Genomic DNA, 13,530 nt, shown 5'->3' with positions numbered 1-13,530 from the left:
GCTGGTCAGAGTTACGGGGCTGGATCCGGGTCAGGGCCTGGGTCAGGTGGCGGGGTTGACGGGGGCCGCCTGGCCTCAGCGATCAAAGCGTGCAGTTCCCGGCGTTCTTGGTCGGTGCCACTCATCGCATAGCTCATTCGGTGCGCATGGGCTTGGCTGAAGAAGGACACCACTGAGGCGGCGAGGGCCTCCACGATGAGCAGACCGACGGCGACAACCGCAACCGTGAAGGCACGTTTGGCTAGTTCGGGATCAGGCTCGGGCTTGGCCGATCCAGACCACTGCAAGACGCGCTTCGTCGTGACCAGGATGGACAGGCACACGGACATGTAGACGAATGATGCAAGGCCATAGACAATGCTCCGACCGGGTCGAAACCGGTACAGTCCGAGCAATTCGTCGACTGGGGGGTCCGCACCGCCTCGTCTGGTTTCGAGGAGATGCTCCCAACGAGCCTCGTGTGCGGCGTCACGAGCGGCACTCGCTTGCAGGGCTTTCCGGGACAGCGTTCCGTACTGGATCGTCGCTACCAACAGGACAGCACCGTTCACGCCCATGATGATCGCTGCATAGTCCTGGCTCATGGCCCAGGCCATTCGTCCCCCTGAATGCGGATCGGGTTGCTGCGCGTCTATGGATACCGGGTCCGGTGCGGTTGTGGCCGAGGATTCGTGAAGTTGCCGACGTGCCTGGTGCGGGCACCGTTAGACGGCGCTGCTCTACCCTTCCCCGTACGCCGCTGGTTTTGGGCCGGGCGACCGCGCGGGAGACAAGGGCACACCCGTGAAGAAGACGTTCGCGCTGAACACTGACCCCCACGTCGCCGATGTCGGCGGCGTCGAGCTGCTGTTCCAACCTGAGGTCATGGGCGATGACTTTATGGATGCGTACCAGTCGCTCATTGATGCCCAGAAGTCGAGCGGCGTGAGCCTCGACGACCTGTCTGGCGTCGACCCCGCCCAGCTTCGCAACGTGTCCCGTGCGCTGCGCGACTTCCTCGCTCGCCTCATGCTGCCGGAGTCCGCCGAGCTGTTCACTCGCCTCGATGTCGTCGTGGACGGGAAACCAGTGGAGTCGTTCGCGGATGGGGCTGAGGCCGAGGCGTACGCGGCGGAGATCGCGAACGCTCGGGTCGTTGACGGGCTGCGCTTGCCGGACCGTGTCCTGGTCGAGCTGCTGGAGTGGGTTGTCGAGCTGTTCGGCGGTGGCAATGGCCAGCGCCCTCCTACGTCGTCTGGCGGCTCTGCAGCAGCATCGCCGCCGCCTGGGAGGCGTGGGACGGGAGTCTCGCCCTCCATGGGATCGACCCGCACACGTGGCCGCTGAAGCGGATGCTCAACGCGGCTGAGGCGGCTATGGACGCGGCGGCCGAGGATGACGCCGAGAGGCAGCGGAACCGGGCCAAGCTGTACGCGCCGCCCGGCGGCCGGCGCCGCACTCCGGCGGGGAGGCAGGTTCGTCCGCCCGGTGCGGGTCTCGACATGGCCCGGGCGCAGTCGCTTGCCGCGCAGCTCGCGGCCGAAGACGCCAGGCTTGGCGGAGGGCCATAAACGGGCGCTGACCTGCGATTTCACACCCAAGTGGGGAACCATATGGGGCGTTTCAGGCGTCTTTATAGGTGAGGCCACCAGTGCACGAACACCGGTGGCCTCGACCGAACCCCTTGTGTGAGAAGGAGACGGCCAGTGGCCGAGATTACGGCACCCCCTGCCCAACTGCCCAAGGTGAGAACCGCAGCTTCCTTACGTGCCGAGGCGGCGTTCCGCGACAGCGTGGCCGAGGCGGGCGCAACGCTGCTTGAGCCGGAGTGGCTCGGTGCGCTCAAGCCTCATCGCGTGAGGTGTGCGAAGGGACACGAGGGCGCGCCCTACCCGTCGTCTATCCGGAGCGGTCAGGGCGTCTGCCGCCTGTGCGGCGTCAAACGTCGCTCTGTGCCCAAGGCTTCGGATGCAGAAGCGAAGTTCGGTGCCCGGCTGGCGGAACTCGGCGCCACCCTTCTTGAGCCAATGTGGCTGGGCACTGAGAAGCCGCATCGCATCGTCTGCGCCGACGGTCACGAATCTGCGCCGTGGCCCAGAAGTGTCCTGAGAGGGCAGGGCGTTTGCCGCGTATGCGTGGGGCACGACGCGAAGATCGCAGAAGCCAAGTTCAAGGCATGCCTCGCAGAGGCTGGAGCGACCCTCGTTGAGGCGTCGTGGCTCGGCGGGAATACGCCTCACCGGATCGTCTGCGCCGTGGGCCATGAGTGCCGCACAAGGCCCACTCACGTTCAACAAGGGCGTGGGGTGTGTCGGCGGTGCTCGGGGAAGGCCTGGGATGCCTTCTACGTCGTCCTGGACGGCGAGGAGTCCATTGTGAAGTTCGGCATCACGTCTGGCGACCCGCGCCCCCGCCTCCAGGACCATGCGCGGAGCGGACTGCGCCGGGTCGTACGGCTTCACACGGGCCTACCGGACACCACCGCGCCGGATCTTGAGCGGCTGATCTTGTCCGCCTTGCGCGAGGCCGGCGAAGTGCCCATGCGGGGTAGGGAGTACTTCCCGGCACGGGTGTTGCACCAGGTCCTGGCGCTCGTCGACCAGCAGCTCACGGCGTAGGAGGCACGGCCCCCAGGCTGCCCTAGCGGCTAGTCTGGGGGCGCTGCTGGTTCTGGGCCGGGCGATCTACGCACTTGCGTGAGGTTGCCCGATGGCCGGTGAGGACGAGGACTACGGCTCAGCTCGCATCACGATCGTCCTCGACTCTGCGGACGCCGTCAGTGATGCCCGTGATCTCGGGCTGAGGATTGAGCGGGCGCTGCTGCGTGCGACCCGCAACACCGGCGATCTGCTCCGCCGCAATATTCAGCGGGGCCTGAACAACGCTGCTGTTTCGGTTGAGGTCGTGGCGGACCTCTCCCGGTTCGATGCGTCGATCGCCGGGCTTCGCTCTCTGGATTCCGTCGCTATCCCGGTGACTCCGGATCTGACCGGGTTCCTCGAGCGCATCCGCGCGTTGCTCGCGGGTGAAGAGGTCTCGATCCGCGTCGTTCCGGATCTCGACGATTTCGATGCCCGTATCCGGGCGCACAGCCCTCCTGACGTCACGGTCAACGTCAACACGGACGTCGACAGCGACCGGTTCAGTCGGGCCCTGTCCGGTCTCGCGGGGATCGCGGGCAGGGTCGGGTCGGCGCTGACGGGTCTGTTGAAGTTCGGCGCTATCGGCATTGCCGCGGCCGGGGCTGCACAGGGCGTTCTCGTGCTCGGTGCTGCTCTCGCTCCGGCGGCCGGGATCATCGCCGCGTTTCCGGCGGTGATCCTCGGGTTCCAGGCGGCTCTTGGCGCGCTGCGCCTGGCGCTCACGGGCGTCAGTGAGGCGTTCGGGGCGGCGCTGACCGGTACCGGCGAGGAGTTCACCAAGTCGCTGGAAGACCTCTCCCCGGCGGCGCGTGCTGCGGCGAGGGAAGTCCGGGCGATGAAGCCCGCGTTCGAGGCGCTGCGGAATAGCGTCCAGGATGCGTTCTTCTCCCAGTTCGAGGGGCAGCTCACCGCGGTCGGGAAGGCGCTGAGCGGGCCGCTGCGCCAGGGGTTGACGAACATCGCCGCGCAGTGGGGGCGTGCCGCGCGCGGGGTTACTGGCTACCTCCAGAGCGCGAAGGGCGTCTCGAATGTCAAGAGCATCCTCGGTGGCGCGGAGGCGGCGGTCGGCGGCCTCGCCACCACCACGAACAAGCTCACGGCTGGCTTTCTTCAGGTCGCGGCCGTCATCTCCGACCGGTTCGGTGCCGAGCTGGCGTCGGGGATCTCGAACGTTGGCGAGCGGTTCGGAGAGTTCCTCCAGAGGATCGCCTCGGGTGGTGACGCGGTGCGCTGGGTCGACCAGGCGCTCACGGTCTTCGCTCAGCTCGGCGGCATCCTCCAGAACGTCGGGTCGATCATCTCGAGCGTCTTCAACGCGGCCAACGTGTCGGGTGCCGGGTTGCTGGCGAACATCCAGAAGATCACCGGGTCGTTCGCTGCGTTCGCGAGCAGCGCCAAGGGTCAGGAGGCCATCGGGAACATCTTCCGGACGGTCGGCACGATCGCGGCGCAGCTAGGCCCGATCCTGGCGGCGCTGGTCACACAGATCGGTGCGATTGCGCCCGCTCTCGCCCCCGTGTTCACCGCCCTGGGACCGGCACTCACCGGGTTGATCAATTCGCTCGGCCCGGCGCTCGCAGCGATCGCCCCGGCGCTGCAAGGTGTCGCTACCGCACTCGCCCAGGCATTCGCCGCCATCGGCCCGTCACTTGGCCCCCTCGGAGCCGCGATCGGCGCCGTGGTCACTGCGCTTGCCCCGCTCCTGCCGCTCGTCGGCGAGCTCGTCGCCGTCATCGCGCAGATGCTCGCCCCGGTCCTGCAGAACCTGGTGGCACTGTTCGCGCCGATCATCCAGGCGCTCGTCGGTGCCTTGATGCCGGTCCTTCCACGGGTCGCCCAGGCGTTCACGATGCTGGTGACTGCCATGCAGCCCTTGTACGCGGGCGTCGGCCAGGCGGTCGCGCAACTCGTCGCGAGCCTGGCGCCGGTGCTGTCGACGCTGGGGGACGTCCTGGTGCGGGTAGCGGCTGCGGTCGTGCCCGTGCTCACTGCCCTGGTCGACGGGCTGCTCCCGGTCCTCCCACCGATCGTCGCGGCGTTCGACGCTGTCGTGCAGGCGCTCATCCCGATCCTGCCGCCGCTTGCCCAGCTCGCTGAGGCGCTCGCCCCGCTGAACGCCCTCGCGATCCAGCTGATCGGCTCGATCCTTCAGGTCGGTGTGGGGTTCGCGTCGTGGACGATCATCCAGGGCGTCGTCCCGATCATCCAGGGCGTTGTGACCGTGCTCGCCGGCCTGATCAGCGGGCTTGCCTCGACAATCACGTTCATCACCAACCTGCCGGGCCAGATCCTTGCCGCGCTGTCGTCCCTCGGGTCCACCCTCGCGACGTTCTTCACGAACCTGTGGACGAGCATCACGACGGGTGTCTCCACCGGCATCAGCGCGGTGATCGGGTTCTTCACCGGCCTACCCGGCATGATCATGGCCGCGCTCGTAGCGCTCCCCGGACTGCTGATCAACCTGTTCACGTCGGCCGTCGCCGGGGTGGCCATCGCGATCCTCACCGCGATCGCCGGGGTCATCTTCATCTTCACCGAGCTGCCCGGCAAGATCGGATCCGCTCTGGTGTCCCTGGGCGCCTCGATCCTGACGGCGTTCCAGAACGCGTTCACCGCCACGACGACCGCGGTCGCGGGGTTCGTCAGCCAGGCCGTGGCGTTCTTCGCGGCGCTCCCCGGCAGGATTGGGGCGGCCTTGGCAGCTCTGCCCGGCCTGATCACGGGGGCGTTCCGGTCGGCCGGGACCAGCGCCCTGGCAACGGCGCGGAATATGGGCGCGTCCGTCGTGACGTTCTTCGCCGGACTTCCCGGCCGCATCGGCTCCGTCCTGGCGGGGCTGGGAGCACGCATCGTCGGGGTGTTCAGCAGCGCGAGAGGGGCCGCGACACGAGCCGTAGCCGGATTGATCTCCTCCATCGTCGGCCTGTTCTCCAGCCTGCCGGGACGGATCGTTGCCTCGCTCGGCAATATCGGCGCGCAGATCGTCGGGAAGATCAAGGGAGGACTCCCGTCGTCCGTCCGCAGCCTCCTGCCGTTCGCGAACGGCGGCATCGTCACGGGCCCGACTCCGGCCCTCGTCGGCGAAGCCGGACCCGAGGTGATCATCCCGCTCACCCGTCCGCAGCGGGCCCGGCAGCTGGCGGAGCAGTCCGGGCTCCTGGACCTGCTCGGGGCCGGCAAGCCCTCCGCAGACCGTGCGGCAAGCAGCCCGCGTACGACGTCGGTCACGAATCACTTCACCATCAACGAGGTTGGCGACGCACACATGACGGCAAACAGGGTGGTCAACCGCATGGTCCTGTCGGCGGTGATCTGACGTGCTGGAGCACTACCTGACCCTCGGGGGCACGGAGATCGCTAACAGTGCGCGGTTGGCCGCGTATCTGGAATCGGTGGGCAGCCCGCTGGACTCTGTCGGCGCCTGTGCCTGCGAGACGTTCACTGCGGACCTCGTCGGCGATGCCCCGTACACCAGCCCGGAGGGCGACGGTGCCCCCTGGTACGACCCGAACGTCCCGGAGTCCGCCGAGTTCGCCGGCCTCCTCGTGCTGACCGTCGATGGCCTGGACGAGCACCCTATGCAGCGCACCGTGACGCGGTCCGCGACGGGGAGCGCCGCGTTCGGTGCGGCGCGGGTGCTGCCGCGCACCATCACGGTCACGGCCCTCGTCCTCGGCGTGACCTGCTGCGGGGCGAACTACGGCTTCCGCTGGCTGGCGCAGGCCCTCGACGGGGGGCCGTCCACCCGGTCTGGGTCGGGGACGGGGTGCACGGGTGGCGCGTGCGGTGGTGACGAACTGGTCCTCTACAACTGCTGCCCCGCGGAAGCCGAGGACCCGGCCCAGTTTGCGGCTAGGCACCGGCGCACGTTGCGCCGTGTCGCGCTCGTCGAAGGGCCACGGGTCGTCGCCCGAAACGGCAACGGCTGTTCGGGCAGGGGCGGCTGCTCGTCGGGGGCGGACATCCTCACCGTGGAGTTCGTCCTCTCGGCCGGTACGCCGTGGCTTTGGACCGACCCTGTGCCGGTGCTCGACGTGTCGGTGCCGACAGATGACGGGACGGAGTGCATCACGTGGTGTGTGCACCGCAGTGCCGACGAGCCGGTGAACCCGGTGTGCCTCGAACTGGGCGATACCTGCCCGCCCGGCGCCGTGTCCGTCGAGCTGACCGACGCGGCCTGTGGCGATGTGGTGTGGCCTGACCGCGAGACGCTGAATCTGCCCTGTGGTGAGCCGTGCCGCCTGGCGGCCTGCCCCGACCTGGGGGCCCTGTGCAGTGACCCGACGTGCCGCACGCCGGCACCGTCGGTCGCGCCTCCTCCAGAGACGTGCTTCTGCAACGCGATCGCGGTCAACAGCGAGGTCTACGAGCTGGATCTCAGTACCTCCCCGGTGTGGTTCGGCGCTGCGCCGATCATCACGGTGAACGCCGGGAGCGGGGACCTGCGGCGGTTCACGGTCTCGTTCTTCGAGCGGCGGCCGGAGCATGACGGGCTCACGTGCGAGGAAGTCGTTGCGATGGAGCGGTGCAACCCGCACAGCGTCTTCAACGTCGCCTACGTGCCGGTGGGCGGGACGATGGTCCTGGACGGGCAGGTCGGCCGGGACACGGTCGAGTGCGCAGGCAGTTGTGAGCCGTCGCCCGACGCGTACGGCCGCGACGGCGGGCCGCTGGACTTCCCGCTCCTGAAGGGCACCCGCTTCTGTGTCGAGGTGACCGCAGACGCCATCTTCATGCCTGCCGACGACGCCACGGTCACAGTGGCGCTGTCCGGCCGGGAGTTCTGAACCGGCGGCGACGAGTGTAGGGTCTCAGCTTTCTTGGCAGAATTTCACGGCTGTTGGCAGAAGGATGGCTGAAATGCCACGGCTGTGAGATTCACAGTTCAGGGGTGTAGGGTCTCAAAACTCGCTGCATAATCTCAGCGAGAACTGCACGGAGGCGGCATTTATGCCGCCGCCGTGAGACTCGCAGGTCGGAGTGTCACCTATTCGGGTGACGAGAACAGTGATCCATCCCGCCCGCGTTCGCTGAGCTGGGACCTTGGCTGCACAGAAAGTTGATGTGTGGCTGGGGGTGTGCCATTACGTCCTCGCGGCGGCGCAAGCCATGACGAGAGCCTCCGCATCCGGGAGAAGGCCAGACAGGCTCCCCGCTTGCTGAGACCCGCACTCAACGGCCTCGCCGCCGAAGAGCGACTCCGGCGGTTCGTGAAGGCCTCCGCCTACCCCACCCTCGGCGCGGAAGCCCGGGACATGGGCGTCAACGGGCCCACTCTCGTCACTCAGATTAACCGTCTGGCCCGCGAACTGGGCGGCCCACTGCTCGAACGAGCCGAACGAGGCCGCCCCATGAAACTCACGCCACTCGGCAAGCGGGTCGTCAGGGCCACAACGGGTTGGCTATCCGCACCGTGACTCCGATGGGACTCCGAATGCAGGGTCGCCTTGGCCTCCACCGTGATCACGGTGGAGGCCGTCCACCCCAACAGGAGCCGTTGTCAGACCCAACTGGCAGAGTGCCCAGCCATGGACACCTCTGAGTTCTGGACCATCATCGAGGCCGCCCGTTCGGCCGGCGGGCCAGACAGGCCTTTCGCCGAAGCCCTGGTTGATGAGTTGGCCGCCCGCACCAAGGACGGCATCCTCCGCTACCAGGAACGCTTCGACGAGGTGCATGACGCGGTGTACCGATGGGACGTGTGGGCCGCCGCCTACCTCATCGGCGGCGGCTGCTCGGACGACAGCTTCATGGACTTCCGCGCCGGCCTGATCGCGCTGGGCCGCGACTGGTACGAGAAGGCAGCGGCTTGCCCAGACAGTCTTGCTGAGCACCCGGTAGTGATCGCCGCCGCAGAGGTGCACCGTGACGAGGCTCTCTTCTACGAGGAGGTCAACTACGCCGCCAGCGACGCGTTCAAGCGCATCACCGGCGATGGAGAGGACTTCTACGAGGCATGGGACGAGTACAGAGCCTCACGGGACAGTTCCGAACAAGACTCCGAAGACATGGGCGAAGACTTCGACTTCGGTGACCCCGGTGAGATGCGACGTCGACTCCCGCAGCTCGCTGCCCTCTACCTCCGTGACACTCCATGACAGACCTCGCCAAGCAGCGACTCCGCATTGCGATGTCCGCCCTCAGCGGCGCCATTCCTCACGACCTTCGCCGCCCTCCCCTTGGCTGGACCGGTGTTCGGGCATGGGAAGCCGAACATGTTCTTGAACTGCCTCAGCCATACCGCACGTTCGTCGCGGAAATCTCCAACGGGACCCGGGAAGGCCCCTCCTCCCCACATGGGCTGCTCCCATTGGGACATCTCCCCGAGAGCTGGCAGCGCTGGGAAGCCGAGTGCTGGCTGAGCCCCGAACCATTCGATGGCACGGCGCTGCGGAAGCCCGCGGTGCCATTCCCCCTCAAGGAGGAATGGCAGTGGGAGTACGACTACTACGACCACGACCAGCACTCGCCCATACTCCATGGCATCTATCAACACGGATCGATCCTCCTAGGCAGCAACCGCGGCCGTGAGTTCTGGATACTCATCGTGACTGGACCTCAACGCGGCCGGGTCTGGTGGCTGGGGGACGGATGCGCGGCCCCTTATGCCGATGCGGGAGAGGAAGCAGAACCGGAAGTCGACTTCGTGTCCTGGCTCCAGGACTGGCAGGCTGATCGAGGGTGGTGGTCTCAGGACCTCGAAGACCTGGACTGAGTGCACCTGCGGTGGGCCAGGAACGTGAGAATCAGGGGATGACGACGCTCTGTGAGGTCGGGCTCCGGGGTATGTGCGTATCAGGCGCCGGGTTCGTCCTGGCCGGCGGAGATCGCTTGCCGGTGCGAGAGGGTGATGCGGCGCTGGGTCGGGTCGATGTCCAGGATCTTCACGGGGAGTGCGTCGCCGACGTGGACGGCCAACTGCGGATGGTCCGGGTGCCCGTCTCCCAGTTCGGTGTTGTGCACCAGCCCCTCGAAGCCGTTCTCCTTCTCTTCGATGCGTACGAACACGCCGAACGGTACGAGCTTGGTGACGCGGCCGATGATGGTCTGGCCGATCTGCCCGGCGAGCAGTGGCATCGGGTCTTCGTGCAGGGCCTTGAGTGACAGTGACACCCGTTCGCGGATCGGGTCGACGTCGAGAATTTCGGCGCTGATCTCCTGGCCGACGGCAACGACGTCGGAGGGGTGGTTGAAGGGGCGCCATGACAGCTCGGGGATATTGATTATTGCCTCGAAGCCGCCGATGTCCACAAAAGTGACCCAGAAATCAGCGATCCGGGTCACCCGGCCGGCGACGATCTCACCTCGGTGAAGGGTCTTGAGGAAGGCCCAGTTCCGGTCGCTCGGCGTCGGCTCGTTCTGCCAGCGGGCCCGTACCACTCCGTCGCTGTCAGGCATGACAGCAGTGAACACAGGGACGCGGTCATCGGCATACACGGGCAGTAGCGATGCAGCGTCAGCCTCGGCGACTTGGGCGGCCATCTCTGCGAATTCGCTCTCGTCAGCGAGAGCACTGTGGATCCGGCCGTCCTTGCCCTGCCAGACACACTCGACGAGGCCCTCAGGCGGGAGCGCGCCGAGGACCGCATCGATGTCGGAGGACAGATCCGGCCACACGGCCAACCGGGCGCGGGGAGCGATTCCGGCGCGAATCACGTCGATGTTGTCGCGGGTGAGGCGGTGCCAGCGTGAGGCGCCTTCGATGTACGTCTCTTCCAGGATTCCGGCGCGACATGCGGAGACTGCCCAGTGCAGAGCGGTCCAGAATTCGTCGTCACCCGGCCGCTGGACGTGTTCCCCGTCGGCCTCCGCGTCGTACGGGGATGCAGTGATGCGCTCCGGAAACAGTCCGAGCGCGCGGGTCCGGGCCTGGGCATCCTCGCAGGGGCGGATGCTGCCGATGTAGAGGTACTGGTCCCACCCCACGTGTACCGCGAATGTGGCCTCCGCCTCCAGCCGGCACCACGCACCACCGTCGCGCAACATGCCCCGTACCAGCTCCAGACAGATGTCGAGCGACACCTCCGCTCCGTCGTAGAAGCCGGGCAAGCCGGTCGGGAAGAGCTCGTTCAGCCCGAAGCCGTCCAACGGCCGCTCGATACCGAAGTGCACGAGAGACGGAACCTGCGGCTCGCGCACGGCCAGGTGGTCGATGCCGGTGTCCGAGGCGAACGCCTCGATCGCTTGAAGGTAGGCATCCTCGACCGGGCCGTGGTCGCTGACCGTTTCCTCGGCGCCGGTGTAGTGGCCGTGTTCATCACGGTCGGCAGGGTCGTACTTGGTGACGCGATAGACGTAGGGCAGCACGCCCCCATCTTCCCGTACGGGTCAGACGCGGCCCGAGGAAATGCCACTACGCACTGAGTGGCCAAGCACTCAGATCTCGAATTCCGAGCCGATGTTGTTCCACATGAACTCGCCCCTCCAGTCCGCCTTGCCGGCAGCCCAGCCGAGCAGGGCGGTCAGGACCTTCTCCTGGGAGATCGTCCGTGTTTGATAGTGCTCGGCCGCCACGCCGTCCCGGAATTCGAGTTGGTACGTGTTGTCGTCACGAAGCAGCACCTGGACATACCAGCTGCCCTCCAGGGCATCCTCCGCGCGCTCCAGGACCAGATGCGCGTTTCCGCGCTGGAGGTTGGCCAGCATCCTGCCTATCGCCGGCTTCGAGGGCTTCTTCACCACGCGCCCTGCCTCATCAGTTGCAATCAGCATGGCGTGATCCTCCAACACGGCATCGGCCTGCCGCTGCCGTCGCGCTTCAGCCAGGTCGAGGTCACCAACAAGGTCTGTGACCTGCTCTGCACCCTCGGCTGCCGTCTCGTGCTCATCGACGAGCTGCACAATCTCGACATCGGTACGCGGGTCGGCGCCGAGGCATCCGACCAGATCAAGTACCTGTCCGAGCGCATCCCGGCGACCTTCGTCCTGGCCGGCGTCGACGTCGAGGGAACGGGGTTGTTCGCCGGGCGCCGGGGCGGACAGATCGCCAGCCGCTACACCCTCATTCCCACCAGTCCGTTCCGTCACAAGACCGGGGAACAGCGCGACTCCTGGCGATCACTCGTGGCGACGCTGGAGGAGTCCTTGCGGCTGCACGCCCACCGGCCGGGCACCTTGCTGAAGCTGAGCGCCTACCTGCACGACCGCACCGGCGGCATGATCGGCAGTCTGTCCCACCTCGTCCGCGAGGCCGCCCTGGACGCCATCCTCGACGGCAGCGAGAAGATCACCAAAGCCTCGCTGGAACGGGTCGACCTGGACGAGGGCGCGGAACAGCAGAACATTCCTCGCGCACGCCGGCGACGGACTCGCGGCGAGAAGCGCATCGCGTGACCACCGGGCTGCGGTCCCTGCCGCTCGCGCTGCCGCCCGTCCATCGCGAGACCATCGGCTCCTACCTGAACCGGCTCGCCGACGCCAACCACCTCACCATCGGCTACCTTTCCTCCCTGATCGGCCCGTCGCGGCAGCACCGCCGCGTCGACAACCGAGTCGGTTACTGGACCCCAGATGGCCTCTCCCGGCTCGCTGTGCTGACCGGCCGGAGCCCGTCCACCCTGATCCGCGCGATGCCGTCGCTCGGCTTGATCGGCGACCCGGTCCGGCGGCTTCCGTTGTCCGCCACCGAGGAGGTCGTCGAGCCGCGGCGCCGCCCGGCCTGCCGCCTCTGCATGGCCCGTCGGCACATCCGCGGTCTCGTCGTCCGCAGCACGCCCCACCATGAAGGCGTCTGCCATCGGCATCACCGCTGGCTCCTCGGCGATGAACAGCACGACCTGACGCGGCTGCCGGAGGTTCTGCGGGCCAATCTCCGGCACCGCCGGATCGTCCGCCGGGGCACCCATCCCTCCACCGCGCTGGCCTACATCGACGCCCGTGACCGACTGAACAGGTGGTTCACCAGCGATAGCGGCGGTGAGTCCCTTCGTCAGTGCTGGAAGCGTCGCCTCGACGTGCTGGGCGAAGATCCGTTCGGTGATCCCCACCGTCCCTCCGAGGCCCGGATCGAACTGGTCACCTACCCCGAAGCCGTCGTTCTCGCCAGCCTGTTCTCCTCGGCACACTGGCGAGACCACCCCCAACTGCCCACCGAAGCGGCACAGCGCCTCAGCATCGCCCCCACCAGCTTCCGCTGCGGGAGATGGCCGTGCCCATGATCGAAAAGATGCCACGATCTCACTCCCCGCTTGTCAGTGGTGATCGCCATCATGGGGATATGACCAACCCGAACCTGACCACCGGCAGTATCTGGCGGCTCCACCACGGCGACCAGGAGATTGCCCGGCTGACCGTGACCGGTGCCGACATGCCCTGGACCCACACCGAAGTCGAGACACTTCCTGGCTTTGAAGAGTTCCGTCCCCTCTTCGCTGAGCAAGAGCGGGCTGTCGACGAGGAGGAGTGGGAGCAGGCAGACGCCTACTACACCCAGATCCGAAGTGCGCTCACCATGACGTTTCCCGACGGCAGCCCGGTCGCTGAGTTCATGCTGCACATCCACGACGACGGCACCGCCGGCTGGCGCTGGCACGACGAGCCCTTCGACACGGTGAACCAGTGACACGCTGGGTTCGCTGCTTCTGGGACGAGGAAGCCGTCTGCTTCTACTTCGAGTTGGACACCGATGGGTACGTGATCCGGCAAGTCGAGTTGCAGGAGCCCGGGAGCAAGGCATTTGCCGCTGCCTCGCTGGCCGAGTGGCAAGAAGCCCAAAGGGACGGTCGGCTGGCTGAATACGAGAGTGTCTACGGCCTGACCGCGGAACCACCCATCTCTGAGTGGGAAGGGCACGACCCGCAGTGGCTGTCAGCCAATGAGTTCGACATCGTTTGGTCGACCGCCCGTCGGCAGCTTCAGGATCGGCAGCGGCGACATCCTTCCTGAGCGCATCCACTGCTGCGGCCCCTGA

At 67.0% G+C, this 13,530-nt stretch carries 14 protein-coding genes; 11 read left to right on the top strand and 3 right to left on the bottom strand.

Annotation, left to right across the window (positions count from 1 at the left end; translation table 11 throughout):
* Positions 1–11: 11 nt before the first annotated feature.
* Positions 12–584: a hypothetical protein gene (locus OG963_RS14155; RefSeq protein WP_371798981.1), complete on the bottom strand. Its 573-nt coding sequence runs from the start codon at positions 582–584 to the stop codon at positions 12–14.
* Positions 585–783: 199 nt separating this feature from the next.
* On the opposite strand from OG963_RS14155, the gene OG963_RS14150 reads away from it, so the two are divergent.
* The 7 genes from OG963_RS14150 to OG963_RS14120 all read left to right on the top strand — a co-directional run bounded on the left by OG963_RS14150 (position 784) and on the right by OG963_RS14120 (position 9,336).
* Positions 784–1,326, top strand: a complete 543-nt coding sequence (locus tag OG963_RS14150) for a hypothetical protein (protein ID WP_371798980.1) — start codon at positions 784–786, stop codon at positions 1,324–1,326.
* Between the two features lie 1,028 nt (positions 1,327–2,354).
* The gene (locus OG963_RS14145) at positions 2,355–2,597 is read left to right on the top strand and encodes a hypothetical protein (RefSeq protein ID WP_371798979.1); all 243 of its coding nucleotides are present in this window, start codon (positions 2,355–2,357) and stop codon (positions 2,595–2,597) included.
* 91 nt (positions 2,598–2,688) lie between these two features.
* Complete coding sequence (locus OG963_RS14140) at positions 2,689–5,937, top strand: hypothetical protein (RefSeq protein ID WP_371798978.1); 3,249 nt, start codon at positions 2,689–2,691, stop codon at positions 5,935–5,937.
* Position 5,938: 1 nt separating this feature from the next.
* On the top strand, positions 5,939–7,408 hold the full coding sequence (locus OG963_RS14135; protein WP_371798977.1) for a hypothetical protein: 1,470 nt from the start codon (positions 5,939–5,941) through the stop codon (positions 7,406–7,408).
* Between the two features lie 369 nt (positions 7,409–7,777).
* A complete protein-coding gene (locus OG963_RS14130) occupies positions 7,778–8,038 on the top strand; it encodes a LysR family transcriptional regulator (RefSeq protein ID WP_371798976.1) in 261 nt (86 codons plus the stop codon).
* Positions 8,039–8,068: 30 nt separating this feature from the next.
* Positions 8,069–8,719 (top strand): DUF4240 domain-containing protein, encoded by a 651-nt coding sequence (locus OG963_RS14125; RefSeq protein ID WP_371798975.1) that lies wholly within the window; start codon positions 8,069–8,071, stop codon positions 8,717–8,719.
* Entirely contained in the window at positions 8,716–9,336 is a 621-nt protein-coding gene (locus OG963_RS14120; RefSeq protein ID WP_371798974.1) for an SMI1/KNR4 family protein, read from the top strand. Before OG963_RS14125 ends, OG963_RS14120 begins: the two co-directional genes overlap by 4 nt.
* An 80-nt stretch (positions 9,337–9,416) precedes the next feature.
* Here the strand turns inward: OG963_RS14120 and OG963_RS14115 are convergent, their stop codons facing one another.
* Positions 9,417–10,928, bottom strand: a complete 1,512-nt coding sequence (locus OG963_RS14115) for a S1 RNA-binding domain-containing protein (protein ID WP_319327310.1) — start codon at positions 10,926–10,928, stop codon at positions 9,417–9,419.
* Between the two features lie 69 nt (positions 10,929–10,997).
* The gene (locus OG963_RS14110; RefSeq protein ID WP_319327313.1) at positions 10,998–11,333 is read right to left on the bottom strand and encodes a hypothetical protein; all 336 of its coding nucleotides are present in this window, start codon (positions 11,331–11,333) and stop codon (positions 10,998–11,000) included.
* 3 nt (positions 11,334–11,336) lie between these two features.
* Here OG963_RS14110 and OG963_RS14105 point away from each other — a divergent pair, with 3 nt between their 5' ends.
* The 4 genes from OG963_RS14105 to OG963_RS14090 are packed head-to-tail and all read left to right on the top strand — an operon-like array spanning position 11,337 to position 13,505.
* Positions 11,337–11,954, top strand: a complete 618-nt coding sequence (locus tag OG963_RS14105; RefSeq protein WP_319327315.1) for a TniB family NTP-binding protein — start codon at positions 11,337–11,339, stop codon at positions 11,952–11,954.
* Complete coding sequence (locus tag OG963_RS14100; RefSeq protein WP_319327319.1) at positions 11,951–12,778, top strand: TniQ family protein; 828 nt, start codon at positions 11,951–11,953, stop codon at positions 12,776–12,778. The genes OG963_RS14105 and OG963_RS14100 overlap by 4 nt, the downstream gene beginning before the upstream one ends.
* On the top strand, positions 12,769–13,182 hold the full coding sequence (locus tag OG963_RS14095) for a hypothetical protein (RefSeq protein WP_371798973.1): 414 nt from the start codon (positions 12,769–12,771) through the stop codon (positions 13,180–13,182). The genes OG963_RS14100 and OG963_RS14095 overlap by 10 nt, the downstream gene beginning before the upstream one ends.
* On the top strand, positions 13,179–13,505 hold the full coding sequence (locus OG963_RS14090; protein ID WP_371798972.1) for a hypothetical protein: 327 nt from the start codon (positions 13,179–13,181) through the stop codon (positions 13,503–13,505). The genes OG963_RS14095 and OG963_RS14090 overlap by 4 nt, the downstream gene beginning before the upstream one ends.
* Positions 13,506–13,530: the final 25 nt, after the last annotated feature.

This window comes from Streptomyces sp. NBC_01707 (genome assembly GCF_041438805.1).
In the GTDB taxonomy this organism is placed as follows: domain Bacteria; phylum Actinomycetota; class Actinomycetes; order Streptomycetales; family Streptomycetaceae; genus Streptomyces.
The sequence above is the reverse complement of the archived record's forward strand: the minus strand, read 5'-3'. Positions and strand labels throughout refer to the sequence as shown.

What these genes read in the sequence shown, in the direction of transcription:
- OG963_RS14110 (WP_319327313.1), bottom strand. Translation starts at nt 11,333, where the DNA reads ATGCTGATTGCAACTGATGAGGCAGGGCGCGTGGTGAAGAAGCCCTCG.
- OG963_RS14155 (WP_371798981.1), bottom strand. Translation starts at nt 584, where the DNA reads ATGAGCCAGGACTATGCAGCGATCATCATGGGCGTGAACGGTGCTGTC.
- OG963_RS14120 (WP_371798974.1), top strand. Translation starts at nt 8,716, where the DNA reads ATGACAGACCTCGCCAAGCAGCGACTCCGCATTGCGATGTCCGCCCTC.
- OG963_RS14140 (WP_371798978.1), top strand. Translation starts at nt 2,689, where the DNA reads ATGGCCGGTGAGGACGAGGACTACGGCTCAGCTCGCATCACGATCGTC.